We start from the raw sequence: 20,345 nt of genomic DNA, 5'->3' as shown, positions 1-20,345 counted from the left end.
CGTCAAACCTGACATGTCCGCCCTAAGGCCCTCGTCCTTAAGACCTGATGAACCATGACCTGCCGCCTCGTCTCCGCTGCGCGGTCCTGACCCGTCCTCGATGCCGACCCACACCTATGCACTGCGACTGCCCCGACCGGAAGCCGCACCGAACCCCTCGACGAGGGCCTCGGTGCCGACCAGCTCCGCCTCACGATGCTTCACATCGGAAAGCCATTGCCAGTTGGCTTCTGTCGGGTCCTCGCCATAGGCTCGCTCGGCGTCCCGGATTTCCTTAATTAGCGCCTGCTTCTTGCGATGCAAGGCCATGAGCTGATTGAAGGTCACTTCGGCGTCGCTTTTTGCCGCCCCCGGCATGGCTCCCCAGACCGAATTGAGGGACACGACGGTCCGCACCTGATCGACGAGGACGCCATGGCCGTCGGCCGCCAGCACCGCGCGATAGGCTTCCTCGTCGCCGTCCACGCCCTGCGCATGGGCGTCCAGCAGCGCGCGCTTCAGGTTTTCCGCCTGCGGATGGCGCAGGTCGAGCCCGGCGATCTCCTCCTCCCGGCCGTCGATCAGCCAGGGATGGTTGAGCAGCGCGGTCAGGATCAGCGCCTCGCGCATCGGCAGCGCGGCCCTCGGCCCGCGCACCAGGGCGCTGGCGGTCAGCGCCGGCGACGGGCGGTGATCCGGTACGGCGAAGGGCGAGAAGCCGCGTCCCTGCCCCCGGCCTGCACTGCCCTGCCCGCCGCGACGCTCGCGCTGCATCGGCCGGAACAGGTCGGACAGGCGGCCGAACACGTCGTCGCGATAGTGGCGGCGCACGTTCTCGTCGGCGATGGTGGCCACGACCTCGCCGAAGCGGGCCTCGAGCGCGGCGCGCTTTTCCGGCGTGCCGAAGACGCCGGCCTCCGTCTCGCGCTGCCAGAGCATGCTGGCGAGCGGCTGCGCCTGCGCCAGGATCGCATCCATCGCCTCGCGGCCGGATGCGCGCAGGAGGTCGTCGGGATCCAGTCCCTCGGGCAGGGCTGCGAACATCAGGCTGCGGCCGGGCTTCAGCAACGGCAGGGCGATGTCGACCGCCCGGTAGGCGGCGCGCCGTCCCGCCTTGTCGCCGTCAAACAGCAGTACCGGGTCAGGCGCCATCCGCCACAGCAGCTCAAGCTGGCCCTCGGTCAGCGCGGTGCCGAGCGGCGCGACCGTCTCGCCGAAGCCGGCGGTGACCATGGCGATGACGTCGACATAGCCCTCGACCGCGATGACGCGGCTCGCCTTGTGCGCGGCCTCGCGCGCGGAGAAGGCGTTGTAGAGCAGCGACCCCTTGTGGAAGAGGTCGGTCTCCGGCGAGTTCAGGTATTTCGCCGGAACGTCCTTCTCCAGCGCCCGGCCGCCGAAGGCGACCACCCGGCCCCGGAGGTCGGTGATCGGGAACATGACGCGGTCGCGGAACCGGTCATAGGGCACGGGAATATCGTCGCCGTGCACGAGGAGGCCCGCCGCGATCATGTCGGCGACGGAAACCCCCTTGGCGCCGAGATGCTCCTTCAGCGCGAAGCGTTCCGACGGCGCATAGCCCATGCGGAACCGCACCTGCGTCGGCGCGCGCAGGTCACGTCCCGCGAGATAGCCGCGCGCCTTGGCGCCGGCCCGGTCCTGCAATTGCGCCTCGAAGAACTTCGCGGCCAGTTCCATCACGTCGTAGAGGGTCTTGGCCTTCTCGGCGCGCTGCACCTCCTCGACCGAGACCTTCGGCATGGCAAGGCCCGCCTCGCCCGCCAGCCGCTCCACGGCCTCGGGGAAGCTCACCCCCTCCGTTTCCATCAGGAAGCGGAACTGGTCGCCGTGCTTGCCGGAGGAGAAGCAGTGGTAGAAGCCCTTCTGGTCGTTGACGTAGAAGGACGGCGTCTTCTCGGCATTGAACGGCGACAGTCCCCGCCATTCGCGGCCCTGCTTCTTCAGCTTGACGCGCTTGCCCACCACCTCCGACACGGGGAGGCGTTGCCGGATCTCGTCCAGGAACGACGGGGAAAAGCGCATGGCGCAGACATAGCATCTCCCGGCCTCAAGGGGGACAGGTCGCTGGCGCCCTGTTGAGAACTCCGGCGCTCAGGCGACAGGTGCGACGGCGCGCGCCAGATCGGCCGGTCATATCGGTCAGCGCTGATCCGTCCAGCGATCGACCGCCTGATCGTCGGCATCCTTGGCCGCCACCCAAGCGCCCTCACCCGCCGTTTCCTCGAACTTCCAGAACGGCGCCTTGGTCTTGAGGAAATCCATGATGAACTCGGCGGCGGCAAAGGCCGCCTGCCGATGCTCGGACAACGTCACGACGAGGACGATGTTGTCTCCGGGCTCCATCCGCCCGAAGCGGTGCACGATGAGAACGTCCTGCAGCGGCCAGCGCCGGCGCGCCTCGGCCTCGATCCGCTCAAGTTCGGCCACCGCCATGGCCTCGTAGGTCTCGAGCGTCATGGCGCCGACGGCCGTATCGCCGGTCACGCCCCTGCAGAGGCCGGTGAAGGTCGCCACCGCGCCGACGTCGATGCGCCCTGCCGTGAGGCGCTTCACCTCGGCGCCGAGGTCGAAATCGTCGCGCTGGACCCGTACCGTCATGATCGCAGCCTAAGCGTTCCCGGGCTCCGGGCGCCAGTCCATGCCGACATGCCCGGGAAGCGCTGCGACACGGTCGACCCAGGTCTGCACCGCCGGGAACAGCGCGAGGTCGAGATCGGCCTCGTGGGCGAGATGGGTGTTTGCGTAGAGCGCAATGTCGGCGAGCGTCAGGGTATCCCCGGCGATGAAAGGCTGCATGACGAGCTGGGCCTCCATCCGGCCGAGCGCCTCCTCGCCCTGCTCCATCCAGTCGTCGATGAGGTCGCGCTTTAGTTCGCGGCCGCCCGGAACGAGCGACATCCAGAACCGCGCCTCGCCGATGGTGGGGTGATGCGAGTTCTGCTCGAAGAACAGCCACTGCATCATCACGGCGCGCGCCACCTTGTCCTGCGGCACGAAGCGTGTCCCCTCGCCGAGATACATGAGGATGGCGTTGGACTCGATCAGGATCGTGCCGTCGCCGAGTTGCAGCACGGGCACGCGGCCGCGCGGGTTCATGGCGAGGAAATCCGGCGTCCGGGTGTCGCCGCGCAGGATGTCGACGTCCCTCAGCACGAAGGGCGTTCGCAGATGCGCCAGCAGCAGGCGCACCTTATAGCAATTGGCCGATCGCTGCATGGCGTGGAGGGTGAGGCTCATATCGTTCGATATAGCGAACGAATGAGAGGAAGTCAGCCGGCGGAGCGAACATCCGCCAGAGGTAACGCCATGTCGCCGGCGGGTTGCGGGCCGATCGCCTGCACCGCGAGCCAGCGCGCTGCAAGGGCCACCGCGAGGCCGGCGATAAGATCGACGAGGTAGTGGCCGCCGACGACAGGGGTTGCCGCCAGCATCGCGATATTGAGGGCGAGGCCCGGCCAGCGCAGCCACCGCACATGCCAGAAGGCGATGAGGAAGAGGATCGCGCTCACCGTGTGAAAACTCGGCATGGTGACGATACCCTCGGCCGTCGCCATGGAGATGAAGGTCATCTCGCCCGACCTGAGCGCCAGCACATGGGCGACGGAGTTCCAGGTCAGTCCCAGATGCGGCTGCGTCGCGACGGCGTCGCGGTAGAAGTAGCCGGCGCATAGCGAAGGGGTCACGGCGCAGATGGCCATCGTCATCAGCGCAGCCAGACCAAAGGCGAGGATGAACCGGTCAAGCTCATGGAAGGCGCGCACCGTGACGAGCGCGACGATCACGACGGCCATCTGCGGCAGCATGGAGAAGTAGGCAAGCTTCAGCAGCGCCGCCACGTCCGGATACCGGCCTTTCAGGGCAAGCAGCGCCGGCCAGTCGAAGCCGAGCGCCTTGTCCATGGCGTCGAATGTCGCGTCCCAGAGCGGCAGGTTGGTCGCCATGGCGGAATAGGACAGCGCGCCGCCGAAAAAGGTCATCAGCACGAACTGCGGCGCGGCGTGCAGGAGCCGGGCGATGCGCTCGTCGGGCCTCAGCCACGTATAGCAGGCTGTCCCCGCCAGCAGCACGGCGCACAGGGCGGCATTCAGGGCAATGTCGCGAAACGAAAGCGTCAGACCGGCCAGCGGATAGGTGACCGCGACGAGCAGCGCCAGCGTGGCAGCGGTGGCCCAGATGGCCAGAGCAGGCCGCCCGAGACCAAGCACCAGCGCGCGCCAGTCGGGAGAGACGGCGCGTGTGGAGAACGAGAAGGCGGGCGCGGGCGTGGTATTCACCGAAACCTCGTCAACGGCCCCAGGGCCTTCATGCGGACGCGACCCTGGGCGCGACCGCATGAAGACATGGCCGTCTGAAGATTTCGGAAACAGAAGCCTCAGCCCGAGGGCTGGATGTTCGCCGCCCGGATGATCTCGGCCCAGGTCTGCATTTCCTGTGCGTGGTAGGGGCGGAAGGCCGCCGGATCGCGCGCCGTGATGGTAAAGCCGAGCTTGGTGATGGCCTCCACAACGGACGGCTTGGCGAGCGAGGCGAGGATTTCCCGCGACAGGCGGTCGAGGGCTGCCTGCGGCGTCGCGGCGGGCGCGAAGAAGCCGGTCCAGCTCTCGGCATCGGCATTGGTCACGCCCTGCTCGCGCAGCGTCGCGACGTTCGGCAACTGCGCATTGCGCTTCGGCGAGCCGATGGCAATGCCGCGCAGCGTGCCGCCCTGAATCTGCGCGAAGACGCTGGCCATGGTGGAATTTGCGACGTCGATGCGGTTGCCCACGATGTCCTGCACCAGCGGCGCCGCGCCGCGATAGGGCACATGCGTCATCTTGATGCCGGTGCGCACCATGAAGAGCTCGGTCGACAGGTGCGAGCCCGAGCCGACTCCGGTCGAGCCGTAGTTCAGTTCGCCGGGCTTCGACTTGGCGAGCGCGATGAGCTCCGGAATGGTCCTGACCGGCAGGTCGTTCTTGACGACGAAGATGTGCTCGAAGGCGCCGGCGCCGGCGAGCGGGGCGAAATCCTTCACCGCGTCGTAGCCGGGCTCCTTCATCAGGAACATGTTGTTGCCGTGCGTCTGGTTGTTGCCGAAGGTGATGGTGTGGCCGTCCGGCTCGGCGCGGGCGACCTGACGCGTGCCGATGGAGCCAGAGGCACCGCCGACATTCTCCACCACCACCTGCTGGCCGAGGACGCCGGACAGGTCCTGCGCCACGATGCGGGCGATGCCGTCGGTGGGCCCGCCTGCCGGATAGGCGACGATCAGCCTGACGGGCCGCGACGGAGCCCAGGCCTGCGCCGAGGCGCTGCGGATGAGCGACGGCGCTGCGGCGAGCGTTCCGAGGCCGAGAAGAACGTTGCGGCGTGTCGCCGTGCTGCTGATGATCATGGGGTCCCTCCAGGATGATGGCTTCTATGAATGTTTTTCGCTTGTTCGCCCCTCGCGGCACGACTAAACGTCCCCGCCGGAACGCCGAGGCGCCGCGGAGAAGATTGCCGTGGTCATAACGCGCCTTCGGGGATTTTCAAACTCGACGGAGTCGACCCATGGCCTTTCTTGCCGACGCCCTGAAGCGCGTGAAGCCCTCGGCGACCATCGCCATGGCGCAGAAGGCCCGTGATCTGAATGCGCAGGGCAAGAAGGTCATCTCGCTCTCTGCCGGCGAGCCCGACTTCGACACGCCCGACAACATCAAGATGGCTGCCATCAAGGCGATCGCCGACGGCAAGACGAAGTACACGGCCGTCTCGGGCATCACCGAGCTGCGCCAGGCCATTGTCGCCAAGTTCAAGCGCGAGAACGGTCTCGACTACAAGTGGCAGCAGGCCATCGTCTGCACCGGCGGCAAGCAGGTGCTGTTCAACGCCTTCATGGCGACGCTGAACCCCGGCGACGAGGTGCTGATCCCGGCGCCCTACTGGGTCAGCTATCCGGAAATGGTGGCGCTGTGCGGCGGCACCCCGACCTTCGTGTCGGCCGGCCCCGAGTCGAACTACAAGCTGACCGCGGAAGCCCTCGACCGGGCGATTACGCCGAAGACCAAGTGGTTCCTCTTCAACTCGCCGTCGAACCCGACGGGCGCGGCCTATACCCGCGCGGAGTTGAAGGCGCTCACCGACGTCCTGATGAAGCATCCGCACGTCTGGATCCTCACCGACGACATGTACGAGCACCTCGTCTATGGCGACTTCACCTTCACCACCCCGGCGCAGGTGGAGCCCGGCCTCTACGAGCGCACGCTGACCATGAACGGTCTGTCCAAGGCCTATTCGATGACCGGCTGGCGCATCGGCTACGCGGCGGGGCCTGAAGCCCTGATCAAGGCGATGGACCTCGTCCAGGGCCAGCAGACCTCGGGGGCCAACTCCATCGCCCAGTGGGCAGGCGTCGAGGCGCTGAACGGCACGCAGGACTACATCCCCGTGCGCCGCAAGGCCTTCGAGCAGCGCCGCGACCTCGTGGTCTCCATGCTGAACCAGGCCAAGGGCCTCTCCTGCCCGACGCCGGAAGGCGCCTTCTACGTCTATCCCTCGCTCAAGAGCGTGATCGGCAAGACGGCCCCGTCGGGCAAGACCATTGCCACCGACGAGGATTTTGCCATGGAACTGGTCGACAGCGAGGGCGTCGCCATCGTCCACGGCTCGGCCTTCGGCCTGGGACCGGCCTTCCGCCTCTCCTATGCGGAATCGACCGAGACGCTCACCGCTGCCTGCGAGAAGATCCAGAAGTTCTGCGCAGAGCTGCGCTGAGCGACCGGCACACGGCCTTACGGCCGCAGGCCCGCCCCCTCGCCGGGGTGGGCTTTTTTTGTTGAACCGAATCGCCCTCCCCTGCGACCCATCTTCAAGTGGGTGGCTTCAGGGCCTCTCTTCGTGACAGTCCCGGGCGACACGGCGCCTCTCGCCGGGATGTCCAATCGATATCAGGGTCAGGGCCGGCATGACGCCGGCGCCGCCCCAGCAAATCAGGCGGACCTGTCCATGCCGCTGACACTCGTTACGAGCCTCGTCCCCGCAGCTCTCGTGCTGGCCGGGACACTGGGGCTGTCCGGCGATGCGCCACGCACGCCGGCGGCCGCCCCCCTCTATTGCACCGGCTGCCTCTGCCAGGAGGATCGGCCCGCCATGGCGACGCCCGGCGACTGGGTGCCCTCCGGGCGCATGGGCGCGCGCGTGACCCTGCGCTTCCAGCCCAGCGACCCGGCCCGCCGCATGGCGTCCGCGTCCTGCCGGCCAACACCGCGCGGATAGACGCGGACTCTCCCTGAACCTTTTCGGTCGATGCCGCGACCCATGGTCAAGTTCATCCACCAGCGGCCCCGACAGTGCGCCGCGACCGAAAGGGAGACCACCATGTTCGCCCGTTCCGCCCTCGCCGGCCTCGTCCTTGCCGCCGGCCTCGCCGCTTCCGCCCAGGCCTCGACCGCCGGCCAGTCACCCGCCCAGTCCATGGTCCGCCCGGTGACCTATTGCGGGCCGTGCCTCTGCACCACCAATCCGCCCACCATGGCCGTCTCCGGCGACTGGGTTCCGAACGGCCAGTTGCTTGGCGGCGCCCAGGTCCTGAAATTCCGCCCGGCCGGTCAGGCGGTGTCGTCACTCACCGTCTGCAACCGCTGAGGCAGGGAACGCCCGGCCCGGACAAGGCGGGTTCCGGAGCCCGTTCACAGAATGAAGCCGGCTTGCGGCAGCGCAAGGCGCAACGGACAGATCCTGTTCAGATTGATGCGAATCTTCTTGAACTGGGGATCCCCCACCATGGACATTGCTTGCGGAGACCAGTCCGCGCGGGCCGACCAGGCCGAGAGCCTTCTGAAGGCGATGGCGCACGCCCAGCGACTGACCGTGCTGTGCTGTCTCAGGGACGGCGAGGATTCCTCGACAGCCATCGCGAGACGGTCGGGGCTTCGGCTTGCCGCGGTGAGCCATCATCTCGGTGTGCTGCGCAATGCCGGCCTCGTCGCGTCGCATCGAACCGGCCGTCGGATCGTCCACACCATCGAATCGGTGCAGGCCACCCGCGTGCTGGACGCCCTGCGCGCCGCGTGAACGCGGAACCCGATGACGCGGGCGACGGGCTGGTCCCGACGACGCAAAGAAAAAGGGCCGCCCCGGTGAGGCGGCCCTTCTATTGTGTCTGTGGCGGGCTCGATCAGTAGCGGGCGACCACAGCCGACGGACCAGTCGAGAACAGGTAGTTCACGCCAACCTTGACGGCATGGACGTCGCCGCGCTGGGTGACCCAGATGTTCGGAGCGCCGGTCATATCGATCCGGAAGCGGCCGAAGCTCATATAGTTGTACTCGAGCTTGGCGGTCAGGTTCTGCGTGATGGCGTATTCGAGACCGGCACCGACGGTCCAGCCGACACGCGTGGCCGAGCCGGAGATCCAGTTGTTGTTCTGGTCGTGGCCGGCGGAGAAGCCGCCGAGAGCGAGACCGCCCTTGGCGTAGAGCATGGCGCGGCCGAAGGTGAAACCGAGGCGCGGCGCGACAGTCGCCACCCAGCTCAGCGAACGGTCGAAGGCAGGCGTATTGCCGCGCAGGATGGAGGTCGTCGACGTCCGCTTGAACCCGACAGCCGACAGGTCGGCCTCAAGACCGAGGACCAAGCTGTTGATCTGGTAATTATAGCCGATCTGCATGCCGCCCATCAGCGCCGAGCCGCCCATGCGCTGCATGTCGAAGCCGGCAAAGGCGTTCCACGGCGTGAAGGCATCATAGCCGCTCGAAACCGAGGCGACGCCGAGATGGCCGCCGATATAGAAACCGGTCCAGTTGAAACCGGCCGGGGCAACCGCCACGGCCGCAACGGGCATGCGCGGGCTGCCCAGATCGGCTGCGGACGCCGAACCGGCGACGCACAGCGCAGCGAAAACTCCACCCAGAACCCGACGCATCATTATCCTCCTCAGCCCAATCCCAGTGGCTATGGAGCATTCCTATACCTGCGCTTCGAAGCCAGGCAACGATTCACCGCAACATCTGGAAACAATCGCAAGCGGTTGTTGTGACTCCACCACACTTCAATTGTTCTAGATTTTGCAAACTGTCATGAAGGCGATGTCACCGCAGGATCATCTTGAATACAAACCATAGGACTGAAGCAGCGCATACGCATTTAGACCTTGCCAGCAGCCGCCAGCGTCTCGCGCATCTTCTCGTAAACGAGATTGATCGCCTTCAGCGGCCGGATCATCACCTTGAAACGGGTGATCCTGTCCTGATCGTCCCAGGTGATCATGTCGATGCCGTTGACGGTGATCCCGTCGATCTCAGTGGCGAATTCCAGCACCGCCGACCGCTCGCCGAACCACTGGTTCGGATAGTGGAAGGCCTCGTTGTTCAGCACCTTGAAGGCGGCGGCCAGATACCGAGTCGTGATCGCCTTGCCGACCTGCGGCGTGTGCACGACCGGGCTCTCGAACACCGCCTCCTCCGCCAGCAGCGCGTCGAGGCCTTCAACGTCGCGCGCCTCGGCGATGTCGTGCCAGCGATGGATGGCGGCGGGCATGGCTTCGGTCATGGCGGATCTCCCGGTTTGACGCCAGACCCTAGACGGGCGCCCCCGCCGCGCAACTCCCCCGAACTGCCGGTGCGGCACGCCGAATTAACCATTTCTTAACCTTATCGTTGCCGCCCGCCGCCTCGCCTCCTACGGTCCAATGGGTATATCGGGAGAGACGGCATGCGACGGATCGTCATCACCTTCTGCGGGATCTATCTCGCAGCGGCGACGCTTGCCGCGGCAACCACCGGCTACGGACTGATCGAACCCGTGCCCGCCTATCGGCTGTCGCTCTTCTGGATGTCGCCGGACACGCTCGCGGCGCGCGTCGAAGCCCTGCTGGCAGCCCACCGCATCTTCGAGGCGCAGGTCTATGCCGGCATGCACGCGGCCTCCTGGGCCGTCATCCTGACGCTGGTCCTCCTCGGCGCGCTCAGGCCGCTGGTCGGCCCCAGCGTGCCCCTCGCCAATCTGCGCTCCACCGCCATCGTCATGGGCGGCCTTGCCGGCCTGGTCCTGCTGTCGGTTCTTGCCCAGCCGATCCTGGACGAGGCCTCGCGCATTCCCTCGCCCTCGACGTCACTCTCCTCCATGCCCGGCTACTGGCTCTTCGGCATGGCGCTGTCGGCGGCCATCACGGCCGGCCATCTGTCGCTGTTCGTGCACGACCTCGTCCTGGTAGCGAAACGCCGCTGGCTCGGCGAGGAGCTGACGGCCGCCGCCTGACGCCGGCTGCCAGCGTCAAACCGGAACGCGGATCGTCGCCCTCAGGCCGCCAAGCGGGCTGTCAGCCAGCGTGATCTCGCCGCCGTGGGAGCGCGCGATGTCGCGGGCGATGGCGAGGCCGAGCCCCGATCCTCCCTCGTCGACGTTGCGGGCGTCATCGAGCCTGAAGAACGGCTTGAAGACATCCTCCCGCTGGTCGGCGGGAATACCCGGTCCGTCGTCGTCGACCGTCACGGTCAGCCAGCGATGGTCGCGATGGCCCGCGATGGCGATGGTGTCGGCGAAGCGGGCGGCGTTGGCGACGAGATTGGCGATGCAGCGGCGGAACGCATCGGGCCGCACCTTCACCGTGGGCTCGCCGTGGAAGGTGACCGTCGTGTTGGCGCCTGTCCTCTCGGCATCGGCGCCGATCTCCTTCAGAAAGCTGTCGATATCGGTCACGGCTGGCGCCTCGCCGGCATCGCCCCGCGCGAAGGACAGATAGCCCTCCACCATGCGGCCCATCTCGTCGACATCGCGCCGCAGCGCCTCGGTCTCCGGCCCCTCGGGCAGGAGAGCAAGCTCCAGCTTGAACCGCGTCAGGATGGTTCTCAGATCGTGGCTGACCCCCGCGAGCATGGTGGTGCGCTGGTCGATCTGCCGCTCGATGCGCCGGCGCATCTCGATGAAGGCGAGCGCCGCCTGCCGCACCTCGCTCGCTCCGCGCGGCCGAAAACCCGCAACCTCGCGGCCCTTGCCGAAATCCTCCGCAGCCGCGGCCAGCGCCTGGATGGGACGGATTTGGTTGCGCAGGAACAGGATGGCGATAGCGATCAGCACCAGCGAGGCGATCACCATCCAGACGAGGAAGATGTGGCTGTTGGAGGCGTAGGCCATGCCGCGCCGGGCAAAGACCTTCATGATCTTGCCGTCCTCGAGCTGGATGCGGATCTCGATCAGGGCCGAGTTGCCGACCGTATCGACCCAGAAGGGCCGGCCGACCTGCAGCGCCAGTTCGCGGGACAGAGCGGCATCCAGCACGTCGAAGAAGGGCCGAGGCCCCGGCAGCGGCAGCGGCTCGGGCGGCAGGATCTCGACCATGAGAGTCAGCCGCTCCTGGGCGATGCGCTTCAGCGTTGCGAAGTCGCGGTCCTGCGGGTAGGTCCGCTGGACATCGATGAGCGCGGCGATGTCCTGCGTCACCGCGGCCGAGAGCCGGTGGGTCACCAGTTGCCAGTGCCGCTCCATGAAGACATAGGCCACCACCGACTGGAGGATGACGATCGGCGCGATGACGATGATCAGCGAGCGGGCGTAGAGCCCCTTCGGCATGAGCTCGTTGAACCGGCGTCCCGCCCTGTCGCCGAAGCCGGACAGGCGGCCGAGCGCGTTGGCCATCAGGCCGCGCAGGCCGCCATGGGTCGATCGGGCGCGTTCGATGGTGGACATGCCGAACCCTATCACGGCCGGAGCCGCTCGCAGCAAGCCGGCGCCGTTCATGTGCCGTAAATGTCGGATGTGAGCAAAAGAGGGAGAAGCGAGAACAAATCACTTGAATCTCGCGATCGATCACGTTTCAGTGATTCGCGTGGCCGCAAGCGGTCCGGGGGGTTCTGCAGTGTCGTCGGAAATGTCGGTTCGTGCCACCGGTTCGGGCGCGCACTCCCCCAGTGTGCCCTGGTCGCGTCTCTCATCCACGCTTCACTCGCTCCAGGCCTCGCGCCGTGCGAGCCTCATCGTGGCGCTTGCTGCGGTCACCGCTGTCTGGACGGCGGCCTGGATGCAATGGTGGCTGAACGACCTTGTCGTTCCCTGGGATTCCAAGAATCAGTTCTACGCCTTCTTCCGGTTCCTCGCCTCGTCCCTCCACTCCAGTTCCACGCCGTTCTGGAACCCCTACCATTACGCGGGCCATCCCAGCATCGCCGACCCGCAGTCGCTGATCTTCTCGCCGCCCTTCCTGATCTGGGCCTGGTTCGACGCCGAACCGACGATGTTCGCCTTCGACTTCCTCGTCTATGCCCACCTGCTCGTCGGCGGACTTGCGCTCGCCGTCCACGGCCACCGGCTCGGCTGGCCGGCCGCCGCTTCCGTTCTCGCCGCCAGCATCTTCATGCTGGGCGGCGTCGTCGCCGGTCGCATGAACCATGTCGGCATCATCACGGCCTTCGGACTGTTCCCGCTGGCCTTGCTGCTGCTCGAGGTGGCGCTCGACCGGCGCTCGATCCTCGCCGCCATCGGCTTCACCCTGACGGCGGTGATCATCGCGCTCGGCCGGACGCAGACGCCGATGCTGCTCTGCGCGATCCTCGCTGTGATGGCGGTCCGCCAGATCGTCGTCCAGCCGCAGCCGCTGCGCTTCCTCGCCAGCCGCCTGCACATCCTCATCCTGATGGCGCTGCTCGGCGCCGCGCTGATGGCGGTCCCGCTGCTGCTGACCGCGCAGTTCGCCGCCTTCTCCAACCGCCCGCACATCGACCTCGAATATGCGCTGACCTCGTCCTGGTATCCGGTCAACTTCGCCAACTTCATCGCGCCGGACGTGCTGGGCTCGCTGCAGCCGAGTTCGCGCGGCGACTGGGGGCCGGGTCACGGCACCCGTCCAGGTCTCGACAGCACCGACCGCGCCTTCAACTACCTCTTCGCAGGCTCGCTGACCGCCCTCATCGTCCTGTGGCATGGTCTCGCCGGCGGGCGCATCGTCGCCTCAGGCCGCCGCGTCTTCGCCGCCATCGCGTTCATCGCCCTGTGCTATGCGCTCGGCCGCTACACGCCGCTGTTCCCGCTTCTGTTCAAATATGCGCCTGGGGTCTCGCAGTTCCGCCGTCCAGTCGGCGGCCTGTTCATCGTGGTCCTGGCCCTCGCCTATCTCAGCGGCCATCTCCTGACGGACTATGTCAGGAAGGGGCTGCCCCGCATCCACTGGGCGATCGCTATTCCGCTGATGCTGATGATCGTCGCCGTCTTCGCCTGGGCAATCAGCTTCTCGTCCATCCTTGGTAAGAGCTGGGACTCCGCCCTCGCCATCGCCAAGGTCGTGCCGATCTATGTCGCGCTGGCCCTGTTGCTCGCCTGGCCGAAGACGCCGCGCGTGAGGCTCGCCGCGGCGAGCATCGCGGTGGCGTTTACGGCCGGCGAGCTCGTCGCCCTCAATGCCGGCTCCTCGATGAATGCCGAGCCGCGCGCCTACTACGCCTTCCTCGAGAAGCCCTCCGGCCGCGACGCCAGCATCATCGCCACCCTGACGCGCGAGATGAAGCGGCGCGGCATCGGCGCAGTGCGTCCGCGCGTTGAGATCGTCGGCCTCGGCGGCCCCTGGCAGAATGCCGCCATGGTCTATGGCCTCGAGGCGACCAACGGCTACAACCCGCTGCGCATCGGCGCCTATGACCGGCTCGTGCAGCCCGGCGAGAGCCCCTACACCGTCTTCCACCGGCGGTTCCCGTCCTCGTTCCCGGGCTATAGCTGCGATCTCGGCAAGCTCCTCGGCCTCGAATACATCGTTCTCGACCGGCCGATCGAACTGATGCCGCATCTGGCGCAATGGTCGACGGTCGAGACGATCATGGCCGGACCCACGGCCTGGATCTACCGCCTGCCCGATCCCGCCCCGCGCGTCGCGCTGGCCAGCGTCGTCCGCGTCGCAGATGCCGACGCCTTCGTCGACGCTGGCAACTTCCCGCGCCTCGACGGCACCTCGGAAGTCATGATCGACGACGATGACGACCTCAGCCCGTCCTATTCGCGGGCGACCCCGCCCCAACGTCCGGCGACCCAACTGCCGGCGGGCGCCGGAGCGGGCGCAAAGCCCTCATCGCCCGCCGTCCTGACGCCGGTCATGCAGGCGCTGGTGCGCTCGCCCGGCAAGGCAGAAATCACCGCCTGGCGACCGGACCGCGTCGAGATCGCGGTGGATGCACGCACCTCGACCGTCCTCACGCTGCACGAACCCTGGTACCCGGGATGGGAAGTCGAGGTCGACGGCGTGCGCAAACCCATGCTGCGCTCCGACGTGCTGTTCCGCGGCGTCGAGGTGCCGGCCGGAAAGAGCAAGGTCGTCTTCACCTATCGCCCGCTGTCGCGGGAGAACCTCCGGGCGGCGCTGGACGGCCTCCTCGGCCGCGACGAATAGGCCGGATCAGGGCGCTGCACAGGCCGCGGCCCGGCCGGGCTGCAGAAGGAACACGCGATCATCGCTCCGCGCCAGATCCGGGCTGGAGCCGCGGCTGCCCTCAACCTCGAGCCGCGCCACCGCGAGCCGGAGCGCATCCCCCGCGAGCGTGATGCGGAAGGCGCCGGTGTCCCCCTCGCCCGCGCAGTCCGCCGCATCCCCCGCCGGGGTGCAGACGGCATTGGTCGCATAGACGTCGCGGTCGTTGCGCAGGCGGAAGCCGAGGCGGACCGTGAAGCGCTGCGGTCCGTTCTCGTCCGCCACGTCCACCCGCTCCCGCACGAGGTGGAAATGGATGACCTTCTGCCGCGGGTTCCGGCGCAGATGGGCGACGTCATAGTCGCGCACAAAGCAAGGATCGCTGCCGGCACCCGCACCCGAGAGCCGCTCGAACACGGGACCGGCCCCGGCGGCCGGCGACCACAGCAGGGCCAGAGCAAGGGGAACTGCCACACGCATCCTGTTCTCCTTCGTCATCGCCGGTCGCGGGGGCCGGCGCCGATCCGAAACATGACACCCCCATCCTGCGGGTTCACAATAGCCGGATCTTGTCCGGCAACAGTCTCGCGGCTGGCTTTGTCCGGTCGACGCCGCGGGACGGGCCACCGTGTTGCGGGAGACACCATCATGGACATTGCAGGATCGACGTCCAGACGCGGTTTGGCCCCTCTCGCCGCCGGCATGGCCATGATGGCCGCAGCCGCCGGCCCGGTTGAGGCGCAGGGCGCCCCTCCGGGCATCGAGGATTTCGTCCGTCGCTTCCACGCCGCCATGGAGGCGCGCGACGCCGACAGCGTCGCCGCCCTCTATGGCGAGCGGGCCCTGCTGCTGATGCCCGAAGGCCCCATCGCCGCGGGCCGGGACCAGATCCGCGCCGTCTATGCCCGCAACTTCGCCTCCGGCACGGTGCGGATGACTCCGGCCGAGACCCGCGCCGACGGCGACGCGGCCCATGCGGTGATCCTCTGGATCTGGAACGCCGAGATCACCCGCCGGGCCGTGATCCGGTCCGCCGCCGCGTCCGTGCCCTCCTGCACCTGAAGAACACGCCGGCGGGCTGGCAGATCGCCTTCGACCTCTACCAGGTGGTCCCTGCCGGATGAGGCGCGGGCTCTCCCGCTTGCCCCTCCCCCCCTTTTCCGCTATAGGCCGCGCGTCCCGTGGCATTCTCCGCACCCCTGGAGGCTCCCGCCACGGGTCTTTCTTTTGGAGAACACGACCATGGCTGCCAACGAAACGTTGTCGGCGACGGTCCGCGCGAAGGGCGGCAAGGGGGCCGCACGCGCCGAACGTCGTCTGGGCCGCGTGCCCGGCGTCATCTACGGGGACAAGAAGCCCCCCGTGCTGATTTCGCTCGACTACAAGACCCTTTACCTGCGCATTTACGCCGGACACTTCAAGTCGACCGTCTTCGACCTCGAGGTCGAGGGCCAGAAGCACCGCGTGATTCCGCGCGACTACCAGCTCGATCCGGTGCGGGACACCCCGCTCCACGTCGACTTCCTGCGCCTTGGCGCGGGTGCCGAGATCAGCGTCGACATCCCGATCCACGTGAAGGGCGCCGAGACGTCGCCGGGCGTGAAGCTGGGCGGTTCGGTGAACCTCGTTCTCCACGCGCTGACCCTGCTCTGCAACGCGGACAGCATTCCGGAGAGCATCGACATCGACATCTCGGAGCTGGCGATCGGCTCGTCGGTCCACATCGAGGACATCAAGCTGCCGGCTGGTGCGCGCCCCGCCTCCAAGGAGAACGTCACGATCCTGTCGATCGTCGCTCCGACGGTAGCCGAGGACGAGCCGACCGCCGAGGCGGCTCCCGCCGCGGCCCCTGCCGCCAAGAAGTGAGCCTTCGGGGTCCTTGCGCCCCGCAGCCTTCCCGCATCGGGGCGCCCTCAAGCGGGGCGCCCCTTGTCGTTTGAAGCCCTTGCGCGGCACATGGCGGATCCCGGCCCATGATCCTGATGGCGGGCCTCGGCAATCCCGGGGCGAAATACCAGAACAACCGGCATAACATCGGCTTCATGGCGGCCGCGGCAATCCATCGCCGCCACCGCTTTGCGCCCTGGCGCCAGCGCTTCCAGGGACTGTGCGCGGAAGGCGCCATCGGCAGCGAGAAGGTGCTTCTGCTGATGCCCGGCACCTTCATGAACGAGAGCGGACGCGCCGTCGGGGAGGCCATGCGCTTCTTCAAGATCCCGCTCGACAAGGTCGTGGTGTTCCACGACGAACTCGACCTGCCGCCTGCCAAGCTGCGCGTGAAGACCGGCGGCGGCAATGCCGGCCACAACGGCCTGCGCTCCATCACAGCCCAGTGCGGCAATGATTATCGCCGCGTGCGGATGGGCATCGGCCATCCCGGCGACAAGGCGCTGGTCCATGCCTACGTGCTCAACGACTTCGCCAAGGCGGAGATGCCCTGGGTCGAGGATCTGTGCGACGCATGCGCCGACCAGGCCGAACTGCTTGCCGCCGGCGACGACGCCGCCTTCCAGAACCGCATCCACCTCGCCATGGAGGGCCGCGGCTGGGGCGAGGTGAAGCGTCCCGGCGAGGCGAAGGACGCGCCGAAACCCTGACCCCGCCCTTGACACCCCCCGCCTTGCATTCGACAAGGCGCCACAGCTTCAGATCGGACCTCCCATGGGCTTCAAATGCGGCATCGTCGGCCTGCCGAACGTCGGCAAGTCGACCCTCTTCAACGCCCTGACGCAGACGGCTGCGGCGCAGGCGGCGAACTATCCGTTCTGCACGATCGAACCGAATGTCGGCGACGTCGCGGTGCCCGATCCCCGCCTCGACCAGCTCGCCACCATCGGCAAGTCGCAGCAGACCATCCCGACCCGCATCACCTTCGTCGACATCGCCGGCATCGTGCGCGGCGCGTCGAAGGGCGAGGGCCTCGGCAACCAGTTCCTCGCCAATATCCGCGAGGTGGACGCCATCGCCCATGTCGTGCGCTGCTTCGAGGACGGTGACATCACCCATGTCGAGGGCAAGGTCGACCCGATTGCCGACATCGAGACCATCGAGACCGAACTGATGCTCGCGGACCTCGAAAGCCTTGAGAAGCGGGTTGTCAGCCTCGAGAAGAAGGCCAAGGGCGGCGACAAGGAGGTCAAGGAGCAGGTCGACCTGATCAACCGCGCCCTGGTCCACCTGCGCGACGGGCGTCCTGCCCGCATGACAGAGGTGAAGGCGGAGGAGGAGAAGGCCTTCGCCATGCTGAACCTCCTCACCACCAAGCCGGTGCTCTACGTCTGCAACGTCGAGGAAGCCTCCGCCGACAAGGGCAACACCTTCTCGGCCCGCGTCTTCGAGCGGGCGAAGGCAGAGGGCGCCAGGGCCGTCGTCGTCTCGGCCAAGATCGAGAGCGAGATCGCGGTCATGGCGATTGAGGACCAGAAGGACTTCCTCGAGGCGGTCGGTCTCGCGGAGCCCGGCCTCAACCGCGTCATCCGCGCCGGCTACGAACTGCTCTCCCTCGTCACCTACTTCACCGTGGGCCCAAAGGAAGCGCGCGCCTGGACCATCACCCAGGGCACCAAGGCTCCCCAGGCGGCAGGCGTGATCCATACCGATTTCGAGAAGGGCTTCATCCGCGCCGAGACCATCGCCTTCGCCGACTACACGGCGCTCGGTGGCGAGGCCGGCGCCCGCGACGCCGGCAAGCTGCGCCTCGAGGGCAAGGAATACGTGGTCGCCGACGGCGACGTGCTGCATTTCCGCTTCGCCAACTGAAGACCGGGCTCGTCCGCATGGCAGCCTGCCGAACGGCGGACGGACGAGCCCGTCCGTTTGCGGCATAAGGGCGAAACCCTTTCACCTGGCCCGGCCCCCATGACGACAGCGACGCCCTATCCCGCCTTCGAGGATTTCGTCCCCGGCACGGTCACCACCTTCGGCGCCTACGAGGTGACGCGGGAGGATGTGATCGCCTTCGCCGCCGAGTTCGACCCGCAGCCGTTCCATCTGGACGAGGAGGCGGGCAAGGCCTCGCTGCTCGGTGGCCTCGCGGCCTCGGGATGGCACACCTGCTCGATCCTCATGCGTCTGATGTTCGACCACTTCATCCATGGCTCGACGTCCATCGGTTCGCCGGGGATCGACGAGGTGAAATGGCTGAAGCCGGTCTTTCCAGGCGACGTGCTCTCGGCGCGCTGTGAAATCCTTGAGGTGAAGCCCTCCGCCTCCAAGCCCGATCGCGGCATGGTGCGGTTCCGCTTCGACCTCATGAACCAGAAGGGCGAGGTGGTGGTGGTGCAGACCAACCCGATCTTCTTCGCCCGGCGCATGGCGGGAGCGGCCTGACCATGTATGACGAGATCGTCATCGGCGAACGCCAGACGCTGGGCTCCTACACCTTCACGGCCGAGGCGATCATCGCCTTCGCCCGCAAGTTCGACCCCCAGCCCTTCCACCTCTCGGCGGAAGAGGGCGCGAAGACCCACTTCGGCGGCCTGGTGGCGTCCGGCTGGCATACCGGCAGCGTCTGGATGCGCATGCGCGTCGAGAGCCTCCAGCGCATCGCCGCCGATCGGGCGGCCAAAGGCCTTCCGCCGCGCAACACCGGCCCCTCCGGCGGTTTCAGGAACCTCAAATGGCTGAAGCCGGTCCGGGCGGGCGACTCGGTCACCTACTACACCGAATTCGTCGACAAGCGCCCGCTCGCCTCGCGGCCCGGCTGGGGCATCGCCTTCTCGCTCAACACCGGCGAGAACCAGCACGGCGAACTGGTGTTCTCGTTCGACGGATCGGTCTTCGTGCCGATGACGGGCTGACGGGCGTCACCCTTCGTCCATCGCCGGACAGTCGACATCAGCAGACGCCATCCGGAGCGCAAGGCCAGCGCGCGCTCGCGCTCTGCCCGGCGCCGTACGTCAGCGTAGCTGAAGACATCCCGATGATCGACATGATGGGCCATGGCGAACTCTCCCGCGCCGACGTCGTGTCGACATGAGAAGGTTTATTCTTTTCCGCATTTTCGATAATCTGGTTACAATTCCGTTCTTTGTGGAACTGGAGGCACGAATGGATCGCGCCGCCGCGATGGAAATTCTGGTTGCCGCGGTCGATCGCGGCGGCTTCACTGCCGCCGCCGAGCACCTGGGCGTGACGCCATCGGCCGTCTCCAAGGCTGTCACACGGCTGGAGCAGCGGCTCGGCGTCCGCCTTCTGGAACGCACGACCCGGCGCATCGTCCCGACCCCCGCCGGCCAGGATTACATCGCCGCCTCCCGCCTGATCCTCGGGGCCATCGACGATGCCGAAGCCACGGCAATGGAAGGCAGCGGCCGTCCCCAGGGCCGGCTCCGCATCAATTCCGGAATCAGCTTCGCGATGCGCCAGCTCGCCCCTGCACTCGTGGCCTTCGGCGAGGCCTACCCGGACGTCCGTCTTGACCTGACGGTGGAGGACCGCATCTGTGACGTCGTCGGCGAGGAACTGGACGTTGCCATCCGCACGGGTCCGGTCGGCGACGATCGCCTCGCCGCCAGGCGCTTTGCCGAGGTTCGCCGCGTCATTGTCGCCTCCCCCGCCTATCTCGGCCGCCATGGTATTCCGAAAAGACCGGCCGACCTCGCCCGTCATGCCTGCCTGGCGATCACCACCACCCCCGATATGGCGCGATGGCCCTTCCGCGAGGACGGGCAGCTCACCCAGATCGCCGTCCAGGGACCGGTCCGCATCGGCACGGCGGAAGGCGCCCTCGCCCTTGCTCTCGCCGATGTCGGCATCGCGCGCGTCGGCGACATGCTGGCCGCCCCGGCAATCCACGCGGGTCGCTTGATCCGCCTTCTCGCCGGGACTCACGTCGACGATCCGATCCCTATACACCTCGTCTTTCCGCCAGGACGCCAGAGGCTTCCCAAAGTGCGGGCCTTCCTCGACTTCGTCAGCGCCAGGTTCGCCGAAAGCCCCTGGAGGTTGTGAGGATCCGGCAGCAGACGAACAACTCCCGCGGCGCGCCTGCCAGCCG

The 20,345-nt window shown here is 67.3% G+C and carries 22 protein-coding genes; 13 read left to right on the top strand and 9 right to left on the bottom strand.

Going from position 1 to position 20,345, the window contains the following annotated elements:
* Positions 1 to 114: 114 nt before the first annotated feature.
* The 5 genes from dnaG to ACJ4V0_RS14525 all read right to left on the bottom strand — a co-directional run bounded on the left by dnaG (position 115) and on the right by ACJ4V0_RS14525 (position 5,374).
* A complete protein-coding gene (dnaG, locus tag ACJ4V0_RS14545; RefSeq protein ID WP_448300310.1) occupies positions 115 to 2,022 on the bottom strand; it encodes a DNA primase in 1,908 nt (635 codons plus the stop codon).
* Positions 2,023 to 2,139: 117 nt separating this feature from the next.
* A complete protein-coding gene (locus ACJ4V0_RS14540; protein WP_448300309.1) occupies positions 2,140 to 2,598 on the bottom strand; it encodes a molybdenum cofactor biosynthesis protein MoaE in 459 nt (152 codons plus the stop codon).
* 9 nt (positions 2,599 to 2,607) lie between these two features.
* Positions 2,608 to 3,237: a glutathione S-transferase family protein gene (locus ACJ4V0_RS14535; protein ID WP_448300308.1), complete on the bottom strand. Its 630-nt coding sequence runs from the start codon at positions 3,235 to 3,237 to the stop codon at positions 2,608 to 2,610.
* Between the two features lie 32 nt (positions 3,238 to 3,269).
* A complete protein-coding gene (locus ACJ4V0_RS14530; protein ID WP_448300307.1) occupies positions 3,270 to 4,274 on the bottom strand; it encodes a phosphatase PAP2 family protein in 1,005 nt (334 codons plus the stop codon).
* Positions 4,275 to 4,372: 98 nt separating this feature from the next.
* A complete protein-coding gene (locus ACJ4V0_RS14525) occupies positions 4,373 to 5,374 on the bottom strand; it encodes a Bug family tripartite tricarboxylate transporter substrate binding protein (RefSeq protein ID WP_448300306.1) in 1,002 nt (333 codons plus the stop codon).
* A gap of 158 nt (positions 5,375 to 5,532) precedes the next feature.
* On the opposite strand from ACJ4V0_RS14525, the gene ACJ4V0_RS14520 reads away from it, so the two are divergent.
* From ACJ4V0_RS14520 to ACJ4V0_RS14505, 4 genes are all read left to right on the top strand, one after another.
* Positions 5,533 to 6,735 (top strand): pyridoxal phosphate-dependent aminotransferase, encoded by a 1,203-nt coding sequence (locus ACJ4V0_RS14520; RefSeq protein ID WP_448300305.1) that lies wholly within the window; start codon positions 5,533 to 5,535, stop codon positions 6,733 to 6,735.
* Positions 6,736 to 6,966: 231 nt separating this feature from the next.
* Entirely contained in the window at positions 6,967 to 7,236 is a 270-nt protein-coding gene (locus ACJ4V0_RS14515; RefSeq protein WP_448300304.1) for a hypothetical protein, read from the top strand.
* A 102-nt stretch (positions 7,237 to 7,338) separates the two neighbouring features.
* Positions 7,339 to 7,605 (top strand): hypothetical protein, encoded by a 267-nt coding sequence (locus tag ACJ4V0_RS14510; RefSeq protein WP_448300303.1) that lies wholly within the window; start codon positions 7,339 to 7,341, stop codon positions 7,603 to 7,605.
* Between the two features lie 138 nt (positions 7,606 to 7,743).
* Positions 7,744 to 8,034: an ArsR/SmtB family transcription factor gene (locus tag ACJ4V0_RS14505; RefSeq protein WP_448300302.1), complete on the top strand. Its 291-nt coding sequence runs from the start codon at positions 7,744 to 7,746 to the stop codon at positions 8,032 to 8,034.
* Between the two features lie 103 nt (positions 8,035 to 8,137).
* Here the strand turns inward: ACJ4V0_RS14505 and ACJ4V0_RS14500 are convergent, their stop codons facing one another.
* Positions 8,138 to 8,803, bottom strand: coding sequence for an outer membrane protein (locus ACJ4V0_RS14500; protein ID WP_448300301.1), 666 nt, complete (start codon positions 8,801 to 8,803; stop codon positions 8,138 to 8,140).
* Between the two features lie 302 nt (positions 8,804 to 9,105).
* A complete protein-coding gene (locus ACJ4V0_RS14495) occupies positions 9,106 to 9,510 on the bottom strand; it encodes a nuclear transport factor 2 family protein (protein WP_448300300.1) in 405 nt (134 codons plus the stop codon).
* Between the two features lie 162 nt (positions 9,511 to 9,672).
* On the opposite strand from ACJ4V0_RS14495, the gene ACJ4V0_RS14490 reads away from it, so the two are divergent.
* Positions 9,673 to 10,218 carry a hypothetical protein gene (locus ACJ4V0_RS14490; protein ID WP_448300299.1) on the top strand — a complete coding sequence of 182 codons (546 nt, stop codon included), beginning with the start codon at positions 9,673 to 9,675 and terminating at the stop codon, positions 10,216 to 10,218.
* A gap of 15 nt (positions 10,219 to 10,233) precedes the next feature.
* Here ACJ4V0_RS14490 and ACJ4V0_RS14485 read toward each other — a convergent pair whose 3' ends face one another.
* Entirely contained in the window at positions 10,234 to 11,595 is a 1,362-nt protein-coding gene (locus tag ACJ4V0_RS14485; protein ID WP_448300424.1) for an ATP-binding protein, read from the bottom strand.
* 340 nt (positions 11,596 to 11,935) lie between these two features.
* On the opposite strand from ACJ4V0_RS14485, the gene ACJ4V0_RS14480 reads away from it, so the two are divergent.
* The gene (locus ACJ4V0_RS14480; protein WP_448300298.1) at positions 11,936 to 14,329 is read left to right on the top strand and encodes a YfhO family protein; all 2,394 of its coding nucleotides are present in this window, start codon (positions 11,936 to 11,938) and stop codon (positions 14,327 to 14,329) included.
* 6 nt (positions 14,330 to 14,335) lie between these two features.
* On the opposite strand, the gene ACJ4V0_RS14475 is transcribed toward ACJ4V0_RS14480, so the two are convergent.
* Entirely contained in the window at positions 14,336 to 14,827 is a 492-nt protein-coding gene (locus ACJ4V0_RS14475; RefSeq protein WP_448300297.1) for a hypothetical protein, read from the bottom strand.
* Positions 14,828 to 14,995: 168 nt separating this feature from the next.
* Between ACJ4V0_RS14475 and ACJ4V0_RS14470 the strand changes: the two genes are divergently transcribed.
* The 7 genes from ACJ4V0_RS14470 to ACJ4V0_RS14440 all read left to right on the top strand — a co-directional run bounded on the left by ACJ4V0_RS14470 (position 14,996) and on the right by ACJ4V0_RS14440 (position 20,299).
* The gene (locus tag ACJ4V0_RS14470) at positions 14,996 to 15,409 is read left to right on the top strand and encodes a YybH family protein (protein WP_448300296.1); all 414 of its coding nucleotides are present in this window, start codon (positions 14,996 to 14,998) and stop codon (positions 15,407 to 15,409) included.
* Between the two features lie 180 nt (positions 15,410 to 15,589).
* On the top strand, positions 15,590 to 16,213 hold the full coding sequence (locus tag ACJ4V0_RS14465; RefSeq protein ID WP_448300295.1) for a 50S ribosomal protein L25/general stress protein Ctc: 624 nt from the start codon (positions 15,590 to 15,592) through the stop codon (positions 16,211 to 16,213).
* Between the two features lie 107 nt (positions 16,214 to 16,320).
* On the top strand, positions 16,321 to 16,944 hold the full coding sequence (gene pth, locus ACJ4V0_RS14460; protein WP_448300294.1) for an aminoacyl-tRNA hydrolase: 624 nt from the start codon (positions 16,321 to 16,323) through the stop codon (positions 16,942 to 16,944).
* A 64-nt stretch (positions 16,945 to 17,008) separates the two neighbouring features.
* Positions 17,009 to 18,106, top strand: coding sequence for a redox-regulated ATPase YchF (gene ychF, locus ACJ4V0_RS14455; protein WP_448300293.1), 1,098 nt, complete (start codon positions 17,009 to 17,011; stop codon positions 18,104 to 18,106).
* A 99-nt stretch (positions 18,107 to 18,205) separates the two neighbouring features.
* Entirely contained in the window at positions 18,206 to 18,676 is a 471-nt protein-coding gene (locus ACJ4V0_RS14450; protein WP_448300292.1) for a MaoC family dehydratase, read from the top strand.
* A 2-nt stretch (positions 18,677 to 18,678) separates the two neighbouring features.
* Positions 18,679 to 19,146 carry a MaoC family dehydratase gene (locus ACJ4V0_RS14445; RefSeq protein ID WP_448300291.1) on the top strand — a complete coding sequence of 156 codons (468 nt, stop codon included), beginning with the start codon at positions 18,679 to 18,681 and terminating at the stop codon, positions 19,144 to 19,146.
* Positions 19,147 to 19,396: 250 nt separating this feature from the next.
* Positions 19,397 to 20,299: a LysR family transcriptional regulator gene (locus ACJ4V0_RS14440; protein ID WP_448300290.1), complete on the top strand. Its 903-nt coding sequence runs from the start codon at positions 19,397 to 19,399 to the stop codon at positions 20,297 to 20,299.
* The last annotated feature ends 46 nt before the right edge of the window (positions 20,300 to 20,345 follow it).

Source organism: Phreatobacter aquiterrae (genome assembly GCF_053471285.1).
The sequence above is the reverse complement of the archived record's forward strand: the minus strand, read 5'-3'. Positions and strand labels throughout refer to the sequence as shown.